Below are 21,317 nucleotides of genomic sequence, written 5' to 3'. Positions count from 1 at the left end.
AGCGCGGGCGCAGCTGGTTTATACGCAGCTGACCACGGTGGCGTGGGGTGAGCAGGGAGCGGGGATCCGCGGGGAGTGGACCAGTTGCGGGCGGACATTCTGGCCGACCTGCTCGACGGTGATCCTGACGCCAGGGATGCAACGGACAGTTATGACCTCGAACGAAGTGGGCCTGCCAGCGAGGTGGACCCCGGTGACAGGGACAGCAGCAACCCGGACTCTGGCGACAATGGCCGGCGGAACATCCAAGCCGGCCACAACGGCAACCGCAACCGCAACGGCAACGGCCCGGGCAACGGCGACCGGGACCGCAGGGACAGGGATAGGGACAGCGGCCGCGACACCAAGGATAACCAGGCCCGGGCACGTGCCCGGGCCCGCACCGAGATCCTGGTCCTGATCACCGCCGAGACCCTGTTCGGTGCTGACGAACAGCCTGCCGAACTGCACGGATACGGGCCGATCAGCCCCGAAGCTGCCCGTCGTTTGGCCCGGCAGGCGGCGCACTGGACTCCGGTGGAACGAAACTCGGACACTGAAGAGATTCTGCGGGTCGGGCGGCGGCGGAAAGTTCCTGCCGGGCTGCAGCGCTGGCTGCGGGCCAGGGACGGAACCTGCCGGTTCCCGGGGTGCCGGACCAACGCCATGATCTCGGAAATTGATCACACCAAACCGTGGTCCCACGGCGGGACCACCGATCACGACAACCTGGAGCATCTCTGCAGAAGACATCACATGTTCAAGTACCGGGGCTTCTGGAAAGCCCACCAACGCAGCCCGGGAATTATTGAGTGGACGTCACCGGGAGGCCGGACCTACCGGACCGATCCGCACCTCACCCTGGCCACAGGACTGAGCACGCGACCCAGCACAGGACTAAGTGCGGGACCAAGGGTGGAAGCCACGAAACCTGCTGCAACCCGAATTTCGGGCTGGACCCCTGAAGGCGAGACTCCAGTCGACTACGGCGACGATCCGCCACCCTTCTAAAAGCGACGCACCCAACCAGTCGGATCCACCCGTTGATGGCCTGTGGTTTACAGGCAAAAGAAAAGAACCGCCGCGGTTGCGACGGTTCTTTTCCTGCCCCAGGTCAGGAGGACACCTGATCAGGACAACATCAGTTCAGGACAACATCAGTGCTAGGCGTCGCCGCCGGCGTTGCCGGAGGTTCCAGCGTTCACATTGAGCAGGTCGTACTTCTTGATGGCTTCAGCGGGCGCACTGGCGTCCACCTCGCCGCGGCGGGCGAGCATTTCCAGGGTCCGAACGACCATGGAGTGCGAATCGATCTTGAAGTACCGCCGTGCCGCAGCGCGGGTGTCGGCAAAGCCGAAATCATCAGCGCCAAGGGTTGCAAACTCGTTGGGCACAAACTGGCGGATCTGATCCGGGACAGCCTTCATGTAATCCGTGGAAGCAACAATCGGACCGGTAGCGCCAGCGAGCTGCTGGGTCACGAACGGCACGCGGGGTTCGGCGTCGGGATTCAGGAATGCTTCTTCCTCGGCGGCCAAGCCGTCGCGGCGCAGTTCATTCCATGAGGTCACGGACCAAACATCGGCAGATACGCCCCAATCCTCAGCGAGGATCTTCTGAGCTTCAAGAGCCCACGGTACGGCAACGCCGGATGCGAGCAGCTGAGCGCGGGGACCGTCAACCTTTGCCGGAGCAAGAAGGTAAATGCCCTTGACGATGCCTTCCACGTCCAGGTCCTCCGGAGCCTTGGGCTGCTGGATCGGCTCGTTGTAGACCATGAGGTTGTAGACGACGTTCGGATCCTCAGAATCCGGGCCGTACATCTGCTCGAGGCCGTGGCGGACAATGTGCCCAATCTCGTACCCATATGCCGGGTCGTAGGTCTTCACCGCGGGGTTGGTGGAGGCCAGGATCGGAGAGTGTCCGTCAGCATGCTGCAGGCCTTCACCGGTCAGGGTGGTGCGGCCGGCAGTCGCGGAAATCATGAAACCGCGGGCCATCTGGTCGGTGGCCGCCCAGATGTAGTCGCCCGTGCGCTGGAACCCAAACATCGAGTAGAACACGTACACCGGAATTAGCGGTTCGCCGTGAGTGGCGTAGGACGTTCCGGCGGCGGTGAACGCAGCAATGGAACCGGCCTCGTTGATGCCCACATGCACGATCTGGCCCTGCGGGGACTCCTTGTAGGCCAGGACGAGATCCCGGTCTACAGAAAGGTAATTCTGACCCTTGGGGTTGTAGATCTTTGCGGTGGGGAAGAACGAGTCCATGCCGAAGGTACGGGCCTCATCCGGAATGATCGGCACAATCCGCTTGCCGAACTCCTTATCCCGCATCAGGTCCTTGAGCAGCCGCACGAACGCCATGGTGGTGGCGGCCAGCTGCTTGCCGGAGCCGCGGTTGGCCACTTCGTAGGCCTTCTCGTCCGGCAGGTGCAGCGGCTCGTGCTTAACCCGACGCTCGGGAACATTGCCGCCCAGCTCGCGCCGGCGTTCCAGCATGTACTTGATCTCCGGAGCGTCAGGTCCCGGGTTGTAGTACGGCGGCTGGTAGGGATCGGCTTCGAGCTGCTCGTCGCTGATCGGGATGCGAAGGTGATCCCGGAAGGCCTTCAGGTCATCCAGGGTCAGCTTCTTCATCTGGTGGGTCGCATTGCGGCCCTCGAAGTGCGTGCCCAGGCCGTAGCCCTTGACCGTGTGGGCCAGGATGACCGTCGGCTTGCCCTTGAATTCCATGGCTGCCTTGTAGGCGGCGTAGACCTTGCGGTAATCGTGGCCGCCGCGCTTAAGCTGCCAGATTTCCTCGTCGGTGAGATTGGCAACCAGTTCCTTGGTTGCCGGGCTCTTGCCGAAGAAGTGGTCGCGGACAAACCCGCCGTTCTCAGCCTTGTATGTCTGGTAGTCGCCGTCGGGGGTGGAGTTCATGATGTCCACCAGCGTGCCGTCTTTGTCCTTCTCGAGCAGCGAGTCCCACTCGCGGCCCCAGACAACCTTGATGACGTTCCAGCCGGCGCCGCGGAAGAAGGCCTCAAGTTCCTGCATGATCTTGCCGTTGCCGCGGACCGGACCGTCCAGGCGCTGCAGGTTGCAGTTGACCACGAACGTCAGGTTGTCCAGCTTGTCATTGGCGGCAAGCTGCAGCAGTCCGCGCGATTCCGGCTCGTCCATTTCGCCGTCGCCAAGGAAGGCCCAGACGTGCTGGTCAGAGGTGTCCTTGAGGCCGCGGTTCTGCAGGTAGCGGTTGGACTGCGCCTGGTAAATGGCGTTCATCGGACCGATACCCATGGACACGGTGGGGAATTCCCAGAAATCAGGCATGGAGCGCGGGTGCGGATATGAGGACAGGGCGTGTCCCTCACGGGACTTCTCCTGGCGAAAACCGTCCATGTCTTCTTCGGACAGCCGGCCTTCAAGGAACGCGCGGGCGTACATGCCGGGGGAGGCGTGACCCTGGAAATAAATCTGGTCTCCACCGCCCGGATGGTCCTTGCCCCGGAAGAAGTGGTTCATACCCACTTCGTAAAGGGTGGCCGCTCCGGCGTAGGTGGAAATATGTCCGCCGACGCCGATGCCCGGGCGCTGGGCACGGTGCACCATAATGGCGGCATTCCAGCGAAGCCAGGCACGGTAGCGGCGTTCGATTTCCTCGTCGCCCGGGAACTCTGGTTCCTGGTCGACGGGAATGGTGTTGACGTAGTCGGTGGTGGTTACCATCGGCACGCCTACGCTCTGGGAACCAGCGCGCTGGAGCAGTGAACGCATGATGTACTGGGCGCGTTCGGTGCCCTGCGAACGGATTAGTTCGTCAAGCGATTCAATCCATTCCGCGGTTTCCTCGGGGTCACGGTCCGGAAGCTGGTTGGTTAACCCGCTCAGGATGTCCGTTGTGTCTTCTGCGGCCACGGCAAACCTCTCTCGGGTGCAGATTGTGTCTGCACCAATTACGACTGTGGGGATCCGGTTTCAATCCGGACGATCACGGCGGCTATGCGGATGCTGGTTGCCTCCGGAGCCTCTTCCGTCCACTCTAGTCCCGGAGAGCGCGTCTTGCGTAGCCTGTTCGCTTCCGGCGGCGGGCGGGTCAACCAACGCCCGTGCACGCGGTCCCGCTGTCCCACCTGCGGGTACATGTGATAACCCTCCGGTGCATGCCACGGAACCTTGAAGGTTCTGCCCAAAAGGTGTTGGCTTGTGTCCAAGACACCGCATCTCGTCCAAATATGTGATTCCCTTGTATTTATGCAGTCAACCAGGAGGAGTGAAGTGAGCGAGGCCGAAGCCGTCACGGAAAACAGCGTGGCGGGAAGATTGGGTTTCAAAGACCAAGACCTGATTCAGGAATTCGGCTACGACGAGGACGTCGATTTCGACCTCCGCGACGGACTCGAGGACTTGGTCGGGAGTGAGCTCCTCACCGAAGAGGACCATGAAGTCGTAGACGGAGTTATCCTCTGGTGGCGTGCCGACGACGGAGACCTCGTGGATGCGCTGGTGGACTCCATTACAACGCTCGACGACGGCGGAGTGGTCTGGGTGCTGACGCCTAAGTCCGGTCGGGACGGGTACGTTCCTCCCGCAGACATCGAAGAGGCGGCACCAACGGCCGGCCTGCACGTCACCACATCGCCGGCAGTAAGCGATGACTGGGCTGCCACCCGCCTGGTTGCCCGACGCAAGAAGTAGCCGCCTTGGAGCTGACACCGTCACCGGCAGCTGACGGGCGGTATCCGGCTCCGGACTTTGAGCTCCCCAACCAGTTTGGGGAGCCTGTCCGTTTGTCTGCGCTTCAAGGTCAGCCGGTCCTTGTTGTTTTCTTCCCCTTCGCGTTTTCAGGCGTGTGTTCCGGGGAACTTGATGAGCTTGAGACGGTCCGGGAGGAATTCGGCCGCGACGGGGTCCGCATGCTGGCGGTCTCCTGCGACTCGAAATATGCCCTGCGTGCCTATTCTCAGGCCCGCGGTTATTCCTTTGACCTGCTGGCGGATTTTTGGCCCCACGGCCGCGTGGCCAGCGCCTACGAGGCGTTCGACGCCGACCTCGGCCGTCCGCTGCGGGCCTCCTTTCTCATCGATGAACAGGGCCTGGTGCGAAGCGTAGTGCGCTCCGGCGCCGGAACACCCCGCCCGCTGCAGGCGTACCGCGATGCAGTTCGGGAGCTGACTTCTCCGTGACCAACACACCTGCCGGCAGCGGCCGTTCCGGCGGCTCAAGGCCGGGGCTGGGACTTACCGGTTTTGTCCGCTCCGACCCCGCACCGTCCGCTCCGCCGCCCACCGCGGATGAAGAGCGTCAGCTTCGCCGTGCCGTTGAGTTGCTGGCCGGTCGCCGGCTGGCCATCCTCACCGGGGCGGGAATGAGCACCGATTCCGGCATCCCCGACTACCGGGGGCCGGAGGCGCCGCCGCGCAACCCGATGACCTATCAGGAATTCGTCGGGGACCCGGACCTGCGCCGCCGTTACTGGGCACGAAACCATGTGGGGTGGCACCATCTGCGCCAGGCGGCGCCCAATGCCGGCCACGCCGCCGTCGCCCGTTTGGAACGCAGGGGACTCACCACCGGACTGATCACCCAAAACGTGGACCGGCTCCACACGGACGCGGGCAGTGCGTTGGCCGTGGACCTGCACGGGCGCTATGACCGCGTCATGTGCCTGGAATGCGGAACCAGATACTCCCGTCAGACCATCTCCCGGCTGCTGGAAGAACTGAACCCGGGTTTTCTCGAGCGCACCAGGCTGGACGGTGACATTGCCCCCGACGCCGATGCGGACGTCGCGGACACCGAAGACTTTGTCGTGGCTGACTGTCCCGTTTGCGGCGGAATGCTGAAACCGGATTTCGTCTATTTTGGTGAAAACGTGCCCCGGGACCGCGTAGCCGCAGCCTTTGCCATGCTCAATGCTGCCGATGCCCTCCTGGTTGCCGGATCGTCCCTGACCGTGATGAGCGGCCTGCGGTTCGTCAAACACGCGCATAAGACGGGAAAACCGGTGGTTATCATCAACCGCGGCCCCACCCGCGGGGATGACTTGGCGGACCTAAAGATAGACGCGGGCGTGTCGACGGCACTTGAATATCTTGCAGCTGAACTGCCGGATTTGTCCCGGGACGCGGGCGGCCCAAATCAGGGTCCGTGACGGCGAATCACCAGGCGTAATGAGCTGATTAGGCATTATCCGCAAACGTCCGGTAGAGTAATTCCTCGTGATGCGGCGCTGATCAGGAAAACCTGAGAGGCATAACGGTCACAAAGGGTCTTTAGCTCAGCTGGTAGAGCGCCACGTTTACACCGTGGATGTCATCGGTTCGATCCCGGTAGGACCCACAGAAGAAGCAAACTATGAACCCGCCGTCCGGAAGGACGGCGGGTTTTGCTTTGCGTGAACGGCGTTCGAAGCCGCCAACATCCGAGCGGGGCCATTGTTCCGCCTGGTATCGCGCCAGGCCCGCCCGGCGGCGGCGCTCCAGGCTGGGCGGCACGCACGGTCCCTGCGCACAGACTCTCAGCTTTTGAACAGTCTCCGTTGCTATTTCTGGGATGGACGGACAAAGTGTGCACCCAGGAAGAGGAGGTACCCGCATGCGTATGACGTTCCGGCGTACGGTGGCGACCGTTGCGGCGCTGCTGCTCCCGCTCACCGCTGCCGGCTGCGGCATGGTGACCACGGAAAGTGCCGCAACAGGTGCTGCGCAGGAATCGTCCTCCGCCCCGCTTCCGGTGGATGAAGCAGACCTGCTTACCGACGCGCTTGATGCCTGGGCGGATGAGGTCAACGCCTACACGGACCCGGAGGGCAACTCATCAGGCACGGAGTTCTCCGCAGCTGTTTATGAAGCCACTTCCGGCCGCGCTTGGCACTACAACCCCGGCGGCAGCTATCTGGAAGCAAGCCTCGTCAAGGTGCCGATCCTGCTGACCCTGCTGCGCGAAGCGACGCAGGAGGAACGGGACCTGACGCTGGAAGAGGAATACCAGGCCGTGATGATGATCGAGTACAGCGACAATGATGCCACCACGGCGCTGTACGAAGCCGTTGGGGGAGCGCCGGAACTGGCCCGGACCTACGGCATGCTCGGTGTCACGGAAACTAACGCCTCCGAGGTATGGGGTGCCAATGAGACCGGAGTCGAGGACCAGCTCAAGATTGCACGCGCGCTTCTTGAGGGAGTGGACTGGATCGACCCCGGCCTGCAGGAGTTCGCCGTGGAGCTCATGGAAAATGTGGAATCAGGCCAAAGCTGGGGAATCAGCGCCGGAGCCTCAGACCTTGGCGCCGAAATTGCCCTGAAGAATGGCTGGCTGCAGGACGACGCCTTGTCTTGGAACGTCGGCAGCATGGGTTTTGTCCGTGCCGGCGGTGCAGAATACGCAGTGGTGGTCCTCACCTCCGGAACCAGCACGATGGAAGACGGAGTGTCCGTGGTGGAGCGCGTGGCCCGCATCATCAACTCCTTCGAAACCACGGGAACGCCCGACTCCGCCGACACGGAGAGTCCCATGTGGCGGGCGGACGGCTCGGAAGCATAGGCTGGGAGATAAAGACGGCGGGCGAGCGCCAATCGCCGTGCCCCCTTGCTGGGCACCCGAAGAATCGTGGAGAAAACTTGAGCGCACAAATTGGTGTCACCGGCCTGGCCGTCATGGGTGCAAACCTGGCGCGGAACCTCGCCCGGAACGGCTACACCGTAGCCCTGCACAACCGGTCGATCGAGAAAACGGACGCCCTGCTGTCTGCCCACGGCGATGAAGGCGACTTCATCCGAACCGAGTCCCTTCAGGAACTCGTCGATTCCCTGGAGAAGCCCCGCCGCGTCCTGATCATGGTGAAGGCCGGTGCTCCGGTGGACTCCGTGATCGACCAGCTGGTGCCGCTGCTGGAAGCCGGCGACATTGTGATTGACGCGGGCAACTCACACTACGAGGACACCCGGCGCCGCGAGGCCGCCCTGGCGGAGAAGGATCTTCACTTTGTGGGTGTCGGCGTCTCCGGCGGTGAAGAGGGCGCGCTGCTCGGCCCGTCCATCATGCCCGGCGGTTCGCGCGAGTCCTACGACTCCCTGGGCCCCATGCTCGAGAAAATCGCGGCGAAGTACGACGGCGAGCCCTGCTGCAGCTGGATCGGCACCGACGGCGCGGGTCACTTCGTAAAGATGGTGCACAACGGCATCGAGTACGCAGACATGCAGGTCATCGGTGAGGCCTACGACCTGCTGCGCTCTGCCGGGGGTATTGAACCGGCTGAACAGGCCGAAATCTTCACGGAATGGAACACCGGACAGCTCAGTTCCTTCCTGATTGAAATCACGGCCGAAGTCCTGGCCCACACGGATGCAAAGACCGGCAAGCCGTTTGTCGACGTCGTCGTGGATTCCGCCGGACAGAAGGGCACCGGACGCTGGACGGTGGTGTCCGGTCTGGACCTGGGCTCGCCTGTTTCCGCTATTGCCGAGTCCGTTTTCGCCCGGGCCCTGTCCTCCCAGCGGGGCCAGCGCGCAGAAGCACAGGAGATCCTTGCCGGCGGCGAAGCGACCGTCGAGCTGCCCGAAACCTTCGTTGATGACGTCCGCCAGGCGCTCTACGCCTCCAAGCTCGTCAGCTACGCCCAGGGCATCGACATGCTCAACAGCGCCGCCAAGGAATACGGCTGGGACCTGAAGCTGGACCAGATCGCCTCGCTGTGGCGCGCCGGCTGCATCATCCGGGCGGAACTGCTTGATGACATCATGAAGGCCTATGAGGGAGACAATGCTCCGGCCAACCTGCTGCTGGCTCCGGCCTTCGCGGAGTCCATTGCCGCGGCTCTGCCGGCTTGGCGCCGCGTAGTGTCCGTTGCCGTCCAGCTGGGCATTCCCGTGCCCGTCTTCAGCTCTTCCCTGGCCTACTACGATGGACTGCGCCGCAAGCGCCTGCCTGCCGCACTCACCCAGGGCCTGCGTGACCTCTTCGGGGCGCATACCTACAACCGGGTCGATTCCGAGGGTACATTCCACACAATGTGGAGCGGGGACCACTCCGAGGTGGAAGCAGTGGACACCCACTAGCCAACCGCTGAGTACGCAAAAGGCCGCCGGCACCCAATGGGTGCCGGCGGCCTTTGTCTATTGTCTGCGAGTTTGCCGCAGTTACGACTTGTCTCAGATATAAATCGCCGGATCGATATATTCGGCCGGATCCACAGCTGCCTGCGTTTCCTTGACCTGACGGTGCCGCCATCGGGCCGGAATGCCGGTGATAATGGAATCGGCCGGCGCATCCTTAACCACCACGGCATTGGCGCCCACGGCGCTGTTCTTGCCAATGGTCACCGGACCCAGGATTTTGGCGCCAGCCCCCACCGTGACGCCGTCGCAGATGGTGGGGTGGCGCTTGATCCGGGCCAGGGACCGCCCGCCCAAGGTGACCCCGTGGTAAAGCATGACGTCGTCACCGATCTCCGCAGTCTCGCCAATGACCACGCCCATGCCGTGGTCAATGAAGAACCTGCGCCCAATCGTTGCCCCGGGATGGATTTCGATCCCGGTGGCGAAGCGGGTCAGCTGCGAGAGCACCCGGGCAGGGAAGCGCAGTCCGGGCCGCGCCCACATCCGATGGGTCAGCCGGTGCATCCAGATGGCGTGCAGCCCGGAGTAGACCACGAGGTTCTCCATGGAACCGCGCGCGGCCGGGTCATGGGACGCAGCGGCGTCGAGGTCTTCACGCAGGCGTGCTAGGAAGCTCACAGGTGACTTTCTGATCGTGCGGAACTGTAGGCGGAGCGGAGATCAGCCCCGGATATCGTCGTAGAGCACCGTGGAGATGTAGCGCTCACCGAAGTCGCAGACGACGGCGACAATCAGCTTACCGGCGTTTTCCGGCCGCTTGGCCAGCTCAAGGGCCGCCCAGACGATTGCACCGGACGAGATTCCGCCGAGAATACCTTCCTTGGCACCCAAAGCACGCGCTGTGGCAACCGAGTCTTCAACGGAAGCGTCAATGACTTCGTCGTAGATGTCGGTATCCAGCACTTCGGGGACAAAGTTGGCGCCCAGGCCCTGGATCTTGTGCGGTCCGGGGGAGCCGCCGTTGAGGATGGCCGAGTCCTTCGGCTCGACGGCGACAATCTGGACACCGGGCTTGCGCTTCTTCAGGACCTGCCCGACGCCGGTGATGGTACCGCCGGTGCCGACACCGGCCACGAAGATGTCAACCTTGCCGTCGGTGTCTTCCCAGATCTCCTCGGCCGTTGTCTGGCGGTGGACTTCGGGGTTGGCGGCGTTGGCAAACTGCTGGGCCCAGATGGCGTTCTCGGTGGTGGCCACGATCTCCTTGGCCTTATCCACGGCGCCGCGCATTCCCTCGGAGCCGGGCGTCAGGACAATCTCGGCACCGTACGCACGAAGCATGACGCGACGCTCGGTGGACATGGTCTCGGGCATGGTCAGGATGACCTTGTAGCCGCGGGCGGCGCCCACCATGGCCAGGGCGATGCCGGTGTTGCCGGAAGTGCCTTCGACGATCGTTCCGCCGGGCTTGAGGGCGCCGGCCTTCTCGGCGGCGTCCACAATGGCCACACCAATCCGGTCCTTCACGCTGTTGGCCGGGTTGTAGAACTCGAGCTTGACCGCCACCTCGGCGTCAAGGCCCTCGGTCAGGCGGTTGAGCCGGACCAGCGGGGTACCGCCTACCAGCTGGGTGACGTCGTCGTAAATCCGTGCCATGGTTTGTCCTCTATCCGTTGGAATGAAAGTGAGTCAGGGGCGGCTGGAGGTTGCTGCTCCCGGGAATGTCCGCACCGGGGCCCGTCCCAGCCTACCCCTCTGCATGAGGGTGGGTCAGTTGTCAAGCCATTCAGCGTAATATTTCCGCGCCTTGGCCAGCTTCGGATTGATGATGACCTGGCAGTAGCCCTGTTCGGGGTGTTTGGCGTAGAAGTCCTGATGGTAATCCTCCGCCACGTGGAAGCGGGGCAGCGGGACGATCTCCGTCACGATCGGATTGTCCCAGTGCTCCTGTGCCCGGTCGCGTGCCTTCTCGAACTCCTCGCGCTCAGCCTCGCTGGTGTAGAACATCGAGGACCGGTACTGGGTGCCGACGTCGTACCCCTGCCGGTTCAGCGTGGTGGGGTCATGTGAAATGAAAAACATGTCAAGGATCACTTCACCGTCAATGATGTCCTCGTCAAAGGTCACCGCCACCACTTCCGCGTGTCCGGTGGTGCCGGAGCAGACGCTGTCATAGTCCGGATGGGCGGTGTGCCCGCCGGTGTAGCCGGAAACGACGTCGGTGACACCGCGGGTCTTCTGGTAAAGGGCGTCGAGGCACCAAAAGCAGCCTCCGCCAAGTACATAGGTCTTCATACCCTGTATCAATGCACGCGTGCCCGCAATGATTCCCGATCTTCCATTCCAATACCCGGTGCGGGGCGAATCATGCCCTGCTGCGGCGCGGCCGAATTGAGCGCGGGAAACCTAGCAGGTAGAACTGAAACCATGGATACAGACAAGCCCGCCGAAGGCGCCGAGCCGGCGGCACCGGGACCGGACCCGGAAACCCCCGTCGCCGCAGCAGAAACGGACGGCTCCGCGCCCACACTCGGCGACGTCCTCCTGGCCGCCGAAGAACTGTGGCCGGAATCCCTGGCTGAAGGCTGGGACGCCGTCGGTCTGGTGGCCGGCCGGCCATTCCGCTCGGTCAAGCGGATTCTCTTCGCCGTGGACCCCACCTCTGAGGTCATTGACGAAGCCCTGGAATGGGGCGCGGACCTGCTGGTGACGCACCACCCGCTGTTCCTGAAGCCGGTTCACTCGGTGGCGGGCACAGGATTCAAAGGTGACGTGGTGCACCGGCTGATTGAAGGCGGCTGTGCGCTGCTGACGGTCCACACCAACGGCGACAGCGCCGTGGGCGGGGTCTCCGATGTGCTGGCAGACGCGTTTGGACTCGAAGGGGTGGAACCGCTGGTTCCCGCCGAGGACGGACTGCCCGAAGAGGGCATCGGCCGGGTGGGGGAGTTGCCTGAGGCCACCACGCTGGCGGACTTCGCCAAGCTGGTTTTCAGCATCCTGCCCGCCGTCGCCGGCGGAGTCCGTGTTGCCGGCGATCCGCACGGGCTGGTCCGCCGGGTTGCCGTCTGCGGCGGTGCGGGTGACAGTCTTTTTGACGCCGTCCGCCGGCACCAGGCTGACGTTTACGTCACAGCCGACCTGCGCCACCATCCCGCGTCCGAAGCCCGTGAGGCTGCCGTTAACGGTCGCCCCTACCTGATGGATGTGTCCCATTTCGGCAGTGAATGGCTGTGGTTGACGCCTGCAGCCGCTGCCCTGGAAAACGTCCTGAACGATCAGGGCTTCAGCGCGGAGATCCGGATCAGCGGCACCAACACCGATCCGTGGGACTTTGTGCTGACACCCGGGCTGAACTGACCTGCCCCGTTGGCATAGGCTAGGGGGAAGAACCGGGTCAGGTTGGCCCGGTCATAGTTGGAGGTTTTTCGGTGGCAAAAGCATCGTCGGAGGAGCAGCTGCGGCTGCTCGATTTGCAGGCTCTGGACAGTACGGTCCGCAAACTCCGGAACCGGGCCCGCACCGTCAGCGACAACTCGGAGATTGCAGCCCTTGCCCTGCAGCGGGCCGCGGCGCAGAGCAGGCTGGTTGCCGCTTCCACCGAGGCCGCCGACATCACGCGTGAACTGACCCGTGCCGAAGCCGACGTCGCAGCCGTGGCATCCCGGGTAGAGCGCAACCAGAAGCATCTGGACAGCGGCCACGGCACTTCCAAGGAGCTCACCGCCCTGCAGAGCGAAATGGAGTCGCTGAAGCGCCGCCGTTCCGATCTGGAAGACGTGGAGCTTGAAGTCATGGAGCGCCTCGAGACGGCCAAGGCCGCCGAGGAGCAGTCACGTGAAGCCGCCGCTGCCCTGGACGCTGAAATGGCGGCGCTGGAAGAAAAGCGCGACGCCGAACTGGCGGAAATCGAAACCGAGCGGCAGGCAGTGGTCGCCAGCCGTGAGGAACTGGCAGCCACCTTTGAGCCCGGCCTGCTGGCCGTTTACGAAAAGACACTGGCCAAGCACGGTATTGGCGCCGCACGCCTGTTCCACGGCACCTCCGAGGGCTCCGGCATGCAGCTGAGCCCCGGAGACCTTGCCGATATCCGCAAGGCCGCAGAGGACGACATTGTCTTCTGCCCCGACTCCGGCGCCATCCTGGTGCGCTCCGATGAGTGGAGCAGCTGACCGGTGACCCTGTTTGACCCGTCCGACGCCCCTGCTGAGCCTTCAGGGAACGCCGCGGCCTCTTCGAACGCGACCCGGCGCACGCTGATTGTGGAAGCCGACGGCGGCTCCCGCGGCAATCCCGGGCACGCCGGCTACGGCGCCCTGGTGCGCGATCCTGAGACCGGACGCATTCTGGCGGAAAAGGCACAGTACATCGGCAAGGCCTCGAACAACGTGGCGGAGTACTCCGGCCTGGTGGCGGCTCTCGAAATGGCCCACGACATTGACCCCGACTGCTGGATCCTGGCCAAGATGGACTCCAAGCTCGTTGTGGAGCAGATGAGCGGCCGCTGGAAGATCAAGCACGAGGACATGCAGAAGCTGGCAGCCAAGGCCCGGGGGATCGTCAACCCGCGCCGGGTGAAGTACCAGTGGATCCCGCGCGAACTGAACAAGGACGCCGACCGGCTCTCCAATGAGGCAATGGACGCCGGCATGGCAGGGGTTCCCTGGGTTCAAAAGGGTGCAGCTGCAACTGCGCTCCAGGAACCGAAAGAGGTTTCCGAGCCGGTCGCCGAGCCCAAACCGACTGCCACCGGCAGGCTGCACCACACCGAGCTGTGGGTCCGGGACTTCGCCGCCGCTGAAGCCTCGCTGGGCTGGCTCCTGGAACGCCTGGGATACCTGCGCGCGGACAGCTGGAAAACCGGTGCCCGGTGGCAGGGAGCGGACAGCTACGTGGTTATCGAAGCAGGACCGGACGTGCTGGATACGGCGTACGAACGGCGGCGTCCGGGCCTGAACCATCTGGCCTTCCACGCCGGATCGCGGGCGGATGTGGACCTGTTGGCCCGGCGCGCCGCAAGCCATGGCTGGACCCTGCTGTTCACCGACCGGCATCCCCATGCCGGCGGTCCGGACCACTACGCTGCCTACCTCGAAAACAGTGCGGGCTTCGAAGTGGAGCTGGTTGCCGAAGACTAGTTTGCGGCTTCCTGCCCGGGAAGGATGAGGTTGAGCTGGAAGGGCTTCCGGGCCGTGGCCGGCACCAGCTCTGCCTCCCACTTCTCGGCGGCAGCGGCGACCAGCTGTTCCGGCGTCTCAGGTGCGGCGCCGGTGCGGGTCAGCAAATGACGCGCGAGCTCGCCGCGGGTGTGCTTGGCGAAGTGCGAAACAACGGTGCGTTTTCCGTTCCGAATTTGGAAGACGTTCACAGCCGCTGCCCGAGCCGGTTCCGGCGCCCACGCAGCCGCGTAGGTGCTGGAACGGCAGTCCACCACCAGCTGTTCCGCCGCATACTCGTTCAGGACGGGCGTCAAATGGCGTTTCCAGAAGGAAGCGAGTTTGCCCGTTTCCGGAAGCTTCACCGCCATGGACAACCGATAAGCGGGAATCGGATCGCCGAATCCCAGCGCCCCCCACAATCCTGAGATGACGATGACGGAGCTATCCGCAGTGCGCTGCTGGGCGGGAGTCAGTGTTGAGTAGCCCAGGGCGTCGTAGAGCACTCCGCTGTAGATGCGGTGTGCCGGGGCGCAGGGCTGATCCTGCAGGACGGTGTTGCGCTGCACCTCTGCGGCCAGTGACGGGCCGACGCCCAGGACGGTGTGCGCGTCCGCCGCAGCACTGGCCTGCGCCACGGCTTCAAGGACCTGTTTGCGGGCGTCGTTAAGCCCGGGGAAATGCAGCTTGTCGGGGTCGAAAGCCGGACCTGAGACGGCGGCGGTTTTTCCTTCAGAGGGCGGGAGCAAAATCAACACCAATTAATCCTACGCGAGGTGTGTGAGCCTCCCGGCCGGGGCACTGAACCCGAACAACCCGCCGGAGACGGTAGCATTGAGGCTGGACGGGTTGGCCAGGCGATCGCGTTGGGTCCTTATTAAAGGAGCCACCGAGGAAAGTCCGGGCTCCGCAGAGCAGGGTGGTGGGTAACGCCCACTCGGGGAAACCCGCAGGCCAGTGCCACAGAAAAGAAACCGCCGTTGATGGTGATCCGCTTGGAACACTGTCTGTTCGGTAAGGGTGAAAAGGTGGTGTAAGAGACCACCAGCGTTCCGGGTGACCGGAGCGGCTAGGTAAACCCCACCCGGAGCAAGGCCATACAGGACGCGTTTGAGGGCTGCTCGCCCGATGCGTCCGGGTAGGCCGCTTGAGGGCGCCGGCAACGGCGTTCCCAGATGGATGATTGCCGCCTCCGGCCCGGTAACGGACCGGAGATACAAAACCCGGCTTATCGGCCAGCCCGTCCACTCAAACAGCCCCGGGGGCAACAGTGTCTCAAGATTTGGCGCTGTTTTTCCGCAGGATTTGCACAAGCGGTCCGCAATGCAGGCGCACCGGCAACTGCGCGACTATTCTGTGGCAATGTCCAGAACTACGACAAAACGCCGCCCGCTGGTGCTCCGTAATGCGAACTTCCGCGCCCTATGGATTTCCTCGACCGCCGGCATCTTTGGCACTTCCGTTGCCGCTGTGGCGCTGCCTCTCATCGCCGCCGTCGAATTGGACGCCTCGGACTTCGCTGTTGCTGCCCTGTCCGGCGTGGGGTTCCTGCCGTGGCTGCTGTTTGGACTGCCAATTGGCGTTTTGGTGGACCGCTACCGCCGCAAACCAGTAGTCATGGCCGCGCTGGTAATACGGATAGCCGTCTTGATTAGCCTGCCGGTGGCGTTCTGGCTGGACCGGCTCACTGTCATCCAACTCTTCGTGGTGTCCTTCCTGTCCGGCTTGGCTGCCGTTTTCTCCATGCTGGCGGAGTCGGCCCTGGTTCCCCGGGCGGTCAAGCGTGAGGAACTGATCGAGGGCAACGGTCTCATGACCGGCTCCGCTGCTTCAGCGGACGCAGTGGGCCGGAGTCTGGGCGGCTGGCTGACCTCTGTCTGGGGGGCATCAAACTCGCTCCTGCTGCAGGTGGCCGCATCCACGGCATCGCTGCTTTCGGTGGCAACACTCAAGGTTCAGGAGGCGGCCACTCCGCAAAAAAGCGGGAGCAGGATCTTCCGCGACATGAAAGAGGGGCTGCAGTACAGCTTCAGCACAGCTCCGCTGCGCGCGATCCTGCTGGTCGGTGCGCTCTGGAATTTGGGCGGCGCAATCGTAGTCTCCCTCATGGTCATCCTTGTGGTGCGGACACTGGGCGAATCCGGAGCCATGCTCGGATTCCTGACCGCATCCACCGCGCTGGGCGGAACGCTGGGCGGGCTCACCGTAAAGCACGTCACGCAGCGCTGGGGCTCGGGAACTGTGTGGCGATTCTCCATGCTGCCCGCTGCAGCCGGCTATTCCAGCCTGCTTTTGATGACGCCGGACTGGGGAATGCTGCCGGGATTCGCCGGGCTCTTCCTGGCCGGATATGCCATCTCCATGAACGTTGTGGTGTCCACCAGCTTCCGCCAGCGGGTCTGCCCGCCCGGAATGCTGGGCCGGCTGGGATCTGCGTCCCGGATGGTGACCTGGGGAATGCTGGCCGTTGCCGGCGTCATCGGGGGCTTCCTCGTGGAAGTCCTGGGAATCCGCGGGGCCATCCTCACCGGACTGGCGATTGCGTTCCTGGCTCCGGCCGTTGCAGCGTTCGGTCCGCTGCGGGGGATTAGGGATCTCGAAGACTTGGAGCCCGAACCGGCTGACGAAACCCTGGAGGTCCACTGACCCGAACATGTCAGTGTGACAAACATCTCGCTCAACAAAGCGGTGCGGCAAGTGTGTCCTAATACACTTGGAGGGACGACCAACCGGCACAAAGCAGTGCCGGCTGAGAAAAGGAAGTGAAAATCTTGAGCCAGTTCTCCGATGCCTGCCTGGATACATGGATGGACCGTGAGGCCCTTGCCGAGGCAATGATTCCGCTGATCGGGCGGCTGTACCGGGAAAACAGTGTGGTCACTTCGGTGTACGGCCGCCCGTTGGTCAATCGTTCCGTCATCGACATCCTCAAGGCACACCGCTTTGCACGGCAGATCGATGAAGTTGAACTGCCGGTCTCTGACACGTTCCCGCTGGTGCAGGCACTGACTGAACTGGAGCTGGGCGCCGCATCCATCGACCTGGCCCGCCTGAGCCTGAAGTACAAGGCAGAGGGCGCCGGCGTGGATCTCATGGATTTCCTCCGCCGCGAGCTGGCCGATGTGGCGGGCAAGCACGGCGCTGACGACCGCACCAGCACCGACGTCGTCCTCTATGGCTTTGGCCGGATCGGCCGGCTGCTGGCCCGCATCCTCATCGACCATGCCGGGGGCGGCCAGGGCCTGCGGCTCCGGGCAATCGTTGTCCGCAAGGGAGCGGAAAATGACCTGGTCAAGCGTGCTTCGCTGCTGCGCCGCGACTCCGTCCACGGTGCCTTCGACGGAACCATCACTGTCGACGAGGAAAACAACACCATCCTGGCCAACGGCACCCTGATCCAGGTCATCTACTCCAACGATCCGTCCACTGTGGACTACACGGCCTACGGCATCAACGACGCCGTGGTGGTGGACAACACCGGCCGCTGGCGCGACGAAGAGGGACTGTCCCAGCACCTGTCCGCCAAGGGAGTCTCGCGCGTCCTGCTCACCGCTCCGGGCAAGGGCAACCTGAAGAATATTGTGCACGGCATCAACCACGAATCGATTTCCGATGATGACTTGATTGTCACCGCGGCTTCCTGCACCACCAATGCCATCACGCCGGTCCTGAAGGTGCTCAACGACAAATACGGAATCATCCACGGGCATGTGGAGACGGTGCACTCCTTCACCAATGACCAGAACCTGATCGACAACTTCCACAATGGTGACCGCCGCGGCCGCTCCGCTGCACTGAACATGGTGATCACCGAAACCGGTGCCGCCAAGGCCGTTGCGAAGGCGCTGCCGGAACTGGCAGGCAAGCTCAGCGGCAATGCCATCCGGGTTCCCACCCCCGACGTCTCCATGGCCATCCTGAACCTGAACTTCGAGACCTCCACCACCAAGGAAGAGATCAACACCTTCCTGCGGGAAACATCGCTGAACTCTGACCTGCACAAGCAGATCGACTACATCGACTCTCCCGAGGTTGTCTCCACCGACTTCGTGGGGTCCAAGCGGGCCGGCATCGTGGACGGACTGGCCACCATCTCCAACGGCAAGAATGCCGTCCTCTACGTCTGGTATGACAACGAGTTCGGCTACAGCTGCCAGGTCATCCGGGTACTGGAGGAAATGGCCCACGTGAATCCGCCGGCCTACCCTCGCGTTGAGGAGCTGGCCGCCTCGATCTAGGCGGGAGCTTCACCGAAGACAAGGCAAATAGACAAAGCGAAAGGCGCGTTTCCCTGTCGGGGAACGCGCCTTTCGCTTTGCTCCGGTGTGGGCTCCCGGGTTTCTGAGTACCCTTAGTGGCCGAAAGGATCCGGATCCACTCCGGGCATCCACGTCAGTCCCGGAACATTCCAGCCGTGAGCCTTGATGGCTTTGCGGGCCTTCCTGCTCCACCGGTCATTGAGCTTGTCCACGTACAGCTTGCCGTCCAAATGGTCGTACTCGTGCTGCAGGACCCGGGCAAACCAGCCGGTGGCCTCAAATTCCAGCGGGGCTCCGTTCTCATCGAAACCGGAAATCCTGACCCACTCGGCGCGGTTGACGGGGAAGTTCTCGCCCGGGACGGACAGGCAACCCTCGGCATCGTCCTCCGGGTCCGGCGCCGAGCCAGGCACCTTGGACGTGATGAGCACGGGATTGACGACGACGCCGCGGTCCGGTGCGTCGTCGTCGTTCTGGTAGGCGAAGGTGAACAGGCGCAGCCCCACGCCAACCTGGGTAGCCGCCAGCCCGACGCCGTTGGCCACGTCCATGGTTTCGTACATATCGGCCACCAGGGTGCGCAGTTCGTCGTCGAACTTTTCCACCGGAGCGGCTCGGCGGTGCAGAACGGGTTCGCCGTGGATAACGATGGGACGGACGGTCATTGCTGGTCTTTCTGTTGGGTGGGTGGTGCCGGCTGCTGTCTGTGTACCGGGGGAGAGGCTAGGCGGTGATCTGCCGGCCGATGACTTCGCGCATGATCTCGGAGGTTCCCCCGAAGATGGTCAGCAGCCGGGCGGCCAGGAAGGCCTGCGCCACCGGGTATTCCAGGATGTACCCGTAGCCGCCGTGCAGCTGCAGGCAGCGGTCGGTGATGGACTGAACCCGTTCACTGGCCCAGAGCTTCGCCTTCGCTGCGGAGACGGCGTCCAGCCGGCCTTCATTGAAGGCGAGGATGGCCGAATCCACATAGGATTCGGTGACTTCCACCTCGGTCGCAATGTCAGCCAGGACAAACCGGCTGTTCTGGAAATCGGCAATGCGCTCACCGAAGGCGTTGCGGTTCTTTGTGTACTCAACGGTGGCTTCATAGATTTGCCGGGCAACGGCGGATGAAGCGACGGCGATGGCCAGCCGGCCCTGGGGGAGCTGCCCGGCGGCGTATTCCAGGCCGCGGCCCACTTCGCCCACGAGGTTGCCCTCGGGGATATGAACATCATCGAAGAACAGCTCGGCTGTGTCGGAGGCCTTCAGGCCCATCTTGTCCAGCTGGCCGCCCGTCTTGTAGCCCTCGGTCTTTTCCACCATGAACATGCTGAAGGAGTCTTTGGTGCCGCGGCCGGTTCCGCCGTCGGTGCGGGCCAGGACCAGGGAGGCGTCGCCGCTGATGCCGTTGCCGATGAAAGTCTTCTGGCCGTTCAGCCGCCAGCCGCCGTCGTTCTCACGCACAGCTTTGGTGCGGATGCCGCGCAGATCGCTGCCGGCGCCGGGTTCGGTCCACGCCACTGAGGTGACGGTGTCGCCGCTGACCATCCCCGGCAGCCAGCGTTCCTTGAGGTCATCGGAACCGTACGCCAGCAGGTGGGGGAGGACCATATCGTCATGCAGATGGAAGGCGAGGCCGACGGCGAGATGGTTGGCCTTGGCGAACTCCTCGTCCATGACGGCGCGGTAGCGGTAGTCGGGCATGCCGGCGCCGCCGAACTCCTCCGGCACGGCAAGTCCCAGCAGTCCCTGCTCCCCGGCAGCCTTCCACAGCTGCCGGGGCATCATGTGCTCGGCGTCCCACTTGGCGTACCCGGGAGCGACCTCGCGGGAATTGAATTCCCTGGCAAGGTCACGGAAAAGCTCGTGGTCTTCGTCGAACAATCTGCGCTCCAAGGCGGCGCCTCCTCAATGATTGGCCACAGTACGTTCCAGCGGCGGTGCTGCGGGCCGCCGCAGCACCGGCCGGGCGGCCTCATAAACAAGTCAAACATAAGTTCAAACACAACAAAGGCCGCCCCGATGAACCGGGACGGCCTCTGTGAAACTGATCCTGCCAGTCTCCTTGGGGTGAGTAACGGGGGTTGAACCCGCGACCTCCTGGACCACAACCAGGCGCTCTGCCAACTGAGCTATACCCACCATGTGCCTCGGATAACATATTCGCAAAATCCAGGCGAGTGGTTTTTGCGAACTCATTTATCTGAGGCAGCGGAATCAAGCTTACACGGTTTTTGGGGTGGTCCTGACCAACTGGCGCCCAAGACCCCAAAATGTGACCGAGCTAACTCTTGATGCCCTCCGCAATCTTCTTTGCCGTCGCCGAATCCGGGCCCGGAGCCGGCACAAAAATCGCCTCGCGGTAGTACCGGAGTTCGTTGATGGAATCCACGATGTCGCCCAGCGCACGGTGGTTCCCGGTTTTCGCCGGTGCCTGGAAGTAGGCGCGCGGGTACCAGCGGCGGGCGAGTTCCTTGATGGTGGAAACATCGATGATCCGGTAGTGCAGGTAGTCAATGACTTCCGGCATGTCCCGGGCCAGGAACATCTTGTCGGTTCCCACGGAATTTCCAGCCAGCTGGGCCTTCTTCGGCTCCGGCACCCACTTGGTGATGTACTCGATGACCTGGGCCTCAGCCTCGGCCATGGTCATCCCGTTGGGCAGCTCGTCCAGGAGCTTGGAGGTGGTGTGCATGTTTCGCACAAAATCACCCATCTGCGCCAGCGCGGCGTCATCGGGGCGGATGACCACATCCACTCCGTCACCCAGGATGTTCAGCTCGGAGTCCGTCACCAAGACCGCAACCTCAATGAGGGCGTCATTCTTGATGTCCAGACCGGTCATTTCACAGTCAATCCAAACAATGCGTTCATTAGTTATTGGCACACAACCAA

General features: G+C 63.3%; 19 protein-coding genes, 2 tRNA genes and 1 other RNA gene. 13 read left to right on the top strand and 9 right to left on the bottom strand.

Annotated features, from left to right (window positions below):
• The first annotated feature begins 75 nt into the window (after positions 1-75).
• Positions 76-990 (top strand): HNH endonuclease, encoded by a 915-nt coding sequence (locus KG104_RS11820; RefSeq protein ID WP_237688588.1) that lies wholly within the window; start codon positions 76-78, stop codon positions 988-990.
• 152 nt (positions 991-1,142) lie between these two features.
• Here KG104_RS11820 and aceE read toward each other — a convergent pair whose 3' ends face one another.
• Positions 1,143-3,881, bottom strand: coding sequence for a pyruvate dehydrogenase (acetyl-transferring), homodimeric type (gene aceE, locus KG104_RS11815; protein ID WP_207347109.1), 2,739 nt, complete (start codon positions 3,879-3,881; stop codon positions 1,143-1,145).
• A gap of 360 nt (positions 3,882-4,241) precedes the next feature.
• Here aceE and KG104_RS11810 point away from each other — a divergent pair, with 360 nt between their 5' ends.
• The 6 genes from KG104_RS11810 to gndA all read left to right on the top strand — a co-directional run bounded on the left by KG104_RS11810 (position 4,242) and on the right by gndA (position 9,022).
• Positions 4,242-4,661 carry a DUF3052 domain-containing protein gene (locus KG104_RS11810; RefSeq protein ID WP_104053870.1) on the top strand — a complete coding sequence of 140 codons (420 nt, stop codon included), beginning with the start codon at positions 4,242-4,244 and terminating at the stop codon, positions 4,659-4,661.
• 5 nt (positions 4,662-4,666) lie between these two features.
• Complete coding sequence (locus KG104_RS11805) at positions 4,667-5,149, top strand: peroxiredoxin (RefSeq protein ID WP_237686901.1); 483 nt, start codon at positions 4,667-4,669, stop codon at positions 5,147-5,149.
• On the top strand, positions 5,146-6,117 hold the full coding sequence (locus tag KG104_RS11800; protein WP_207347108.1) for an NAD-dependent protein deacetylase: 972 nt from the start codon (positions 5,146-5,148) through the stop codon (positions 6,115-6,117). Before KG104_RS11805 ends, KG104_RS11800 begins: the two co-directional genes overlap by 4 nt.
• Positions 6,118-6,232: 115 nt before the next feature.
• Positions 6,233-6,305, top strand: a tRNA-Val gene (locus KG104_RS11795).
• Positions 6,306-6,560: 255 nt separating this feature from the next.
• Positions 6,561-7,508 (top strand): serine hydrolase, encoded by a 948-nt coding sequence (locus KG104_RS11790; RefSeq protein ID WP_181032302.1) that lies wholly within the window; start codon positions 6,561-6,563, stop codon positions 7,506-7,508.
• Positions 7,509-7,585: 77 nt separating this feature from the next.
• Positions 7,586-9,022, top strand: a complete 1,437-nt coding sequence (gndA, locus tag KG104_RS11785; RefSeq protein WP_104053874.1) for an NADP-dependent phosphogluconate dehydrogenase — start codon at positions 7,586-7,588, stop codon at positions 9,020-9,022.
• A 93-nt stretch (positions 9,023-9,115) separates the two neighbouring features.
• On the opposite strand, the gene epsC is transcribed toward gndA, so the two are convergent.
• The 3 genes from epsC to msrA form a co-directional block, all read right to left on the bottom strand.
• A complete protein-coding gene (gene epsC / locus KG104_RS11780; protein WP_104053875.1) occupies positions 9,116-9,700 on the bottom strand; it encodes a serine O-acetyltransferase EpsC in 585 nt (194 codons plus the stop codon).
• A gap of 42 nt (positions 9,701-9,742) precedes the next feature.
• A complete protein-coding gene (cysK, locus tag KG104_RS11775) occupies positions 9,743-10,678 on the bottom strand; it encodes a cysteine synthase A (protein WP_104053876.1) in 936 nt (311 codons plus the stop codon).
• Between the two features lie 114 nt (positions 10,679-10,792).
• Positions 10,793-11,317, bottom strand: coding sequence for a peptide-methionine (S)-S-oxide reductase MsrA (gene msrA, locus KG104_RS11770; protein ID WP_104053877.1), 525 nt, complete (start codon positions 11,315-11,317; stop codon positions 10,793-10,795).
• Positions 11,318-11,449: 132 nt separating this feature from the next.
• Between msrA and KG104_RS11765 the strand changes: the two genes are divergently transcribed.
• The 3 genes from KG104_RS11765 (at position 11,450) to KG104_RS11755 (ending at position 14,160) form a co-directional block, all read left to right on the top strand.
• Positions 11,450-12,382, top strand: a complete 933-nt coding sequence (locus KG104_RS11765; protein WP_207347107.1) for a Nif3-like dinuclear metal center hexameric protein — start codon at positions 11,450-11,452, stop codon at positions 12,380-12,382.
• Between the two features lie 71 nt (positions 12,383-12,453).
• A complete protein-coding gene (locus tag KG104_RS11760) occupies positions 12,454-13,194 on the top strand; it encodes a zinc ribbon domain-containing protein (protein WP_104053879.1) in 741 nt (246 codons plus the stop codon).
• A gap of 3 nt (positions 13,195-13,197) precedes the next feature.
• Entirely contained in the window at positions 13,198-14,160 is a 963-nt protein-coding gene (locus tag KG104_RS11755; protein ID WP_307858981.1) for a reverse transcriptase-like protein, read from the top strand.
• Here the strand turns inward: KG104_RS11755 and KG104_RS11750 are convergent.
• Positions 14,157-14,936: a YaaA family protein gene (locus KG104_RS11750; RefSeq protein ID WP_207347106.1), complete on the bottom strand. Its 780-nt coding sequence runs from the start codon at positions 14,934-14,936 to the stop codon at positions 14,157-14,159. The genes KG104_RS11755 and KG104_RS11750 overlap by 4 nt on opposite strands.
• Before the next feature lie 87 nt (positions 14,937-15,023).
• Between KG104_RS11750 and rnpB the strand changes: the two genes are divergently transcribed.
• From rnpB to KG104_RS11735, 3 genes are all read left to right on the top strand, one after another.
• Positions 15,024-15,425, top strand: an RNA gene (gene rnpB, locus KG104_RS11745) — RNase P RNA component class A.
• A gap of 115 nt (positions 15,426-15,540) precedes the next feature.
• Positions 15,541-16,824, top strand: coding sequence for an MFS transporter (locus KG104_RS11740; protein WP_207347105.1), 1,284 nt, complete (start codon positions 15,541-15,543; stop codon positions 16,822-16,824).
• A 125-nt stretch (positions 16,825-16,949) separates the two neighbouring features.
• Complete coding sequence (locus KG104_RS11735; RefSeq protein ID WP_104054778.1) at positions 16,950-18,416, top strand: glyceraldehyde-3-phosphate dehydrogenase; 1,467 nt, start codon at positions 16,950-16,952, stop codon at positions 18,414-18,416.
• A gap of 113 nt (positions 18,417-18,529) precedes the next feature.
• Here the strand turns inward: KG104_RS11735 and KG104_RS11730 are convergent, their stop codons facing one another.
• From KG104_RS11730 to orn, 4 genes are all read right to left on the bottom strand, one after another.
• On the bottom strand, positions 18,530-19,102 hold the full coding sequence (locus KG104_RS11730) for a peptide deformylase (protein ID WP_104053882.1): 573 nt from the start codon (positions 19,100-19,102) through the stop codon (positions 18,530-18,532).
• Between the two features lie 58 nt (positions 19,103-19,160).
• Positions 19,161-20,318, bottom strand: coding sequence for an acyl-CoA dehydrogenase family protein (locus KG104_RS11725; protein WP_104053883.1), 1,158 nt, complete (start codon positions 20,316-20,318; stop codon positions 19,161-19,163).
• A gap of 170 nt (positions 20,319-20,488) precedes the next feature.
• Positions 20,489-20,564: transfer RNA gene (locus tag KG104_RS11720), tRNA-His, on the bottom strand.
• 142 nt (positions 20,565-20,706) lie between these two features.
• A complete protein-coding gene (orn, locus tag KG104_RS11715) occupies positions 20,707-21,309 on the bottom strand; it encodes an oligoribonuclease (RefSeq protein WP_104161322.1) in 603 nt (200 codons plus the stop codon).
• Between the last annotated feature and the right edge of the window lie 8 nt (positions 21,310-21,317).

Source organism: Arthrobacter sunyaminii, from assembly GCF_018866305.1.
Taxonomy (GTDB): Bacteria; Actinomycetota; Actinomycetes; order Actinomycetales; family Micrococcaceae; genus Arthrobacter_B; species Arthrobacter_B sunyaminii.
This window is presented reverse-complemented; position numbering and strand designations above follow the sequence as displayed.

Bases quoted from the DNA above. Each gene is read 5' to 3' on its own strand.
- KG104_RS11790 (WP_181032302.1), top strand. From the start codon at position 6,561: ATGCGTATGACGTTCCGGCGTACGGTGGCGACCGTTGCGGCGCTGCTG.
- cysK (WP_104053876.1), bottom strand. From the start codon at position 10,678: ATGGCACGGATTTACGACGACGTCACCCAGCTGGTAGGCGGTACCCCG.
- msrA (WP_104053877.1), bottom strand. From the start codon at position 11,317: ATGAAGACCTATGTACTTGGCGGAGGCTGCTTTTGGTGCCTCGACGCC.
- KG104_RS11765 (WP_207347107.1), top strand. From the start codon at position 11,450: ATGGATACAGACAAGCCCGCCGAAGGCGCCGAGCCGGCGGCACCGGGA.
- KG104_RS11740 (WP_207347105.1), top strand. From the start codon at position 15,541: ATGTCCAGAACTACGACAAAACGCCGCCCGCTGGTGCTCCGTAATGCG.
- KG104_RS11730 (WP_104053882.1), bottom strand. From the start codon at position 19,102: ATGACCGTCCGTCCCATCGTTATCCACGGCGAACCCGTTCTGCACCGC.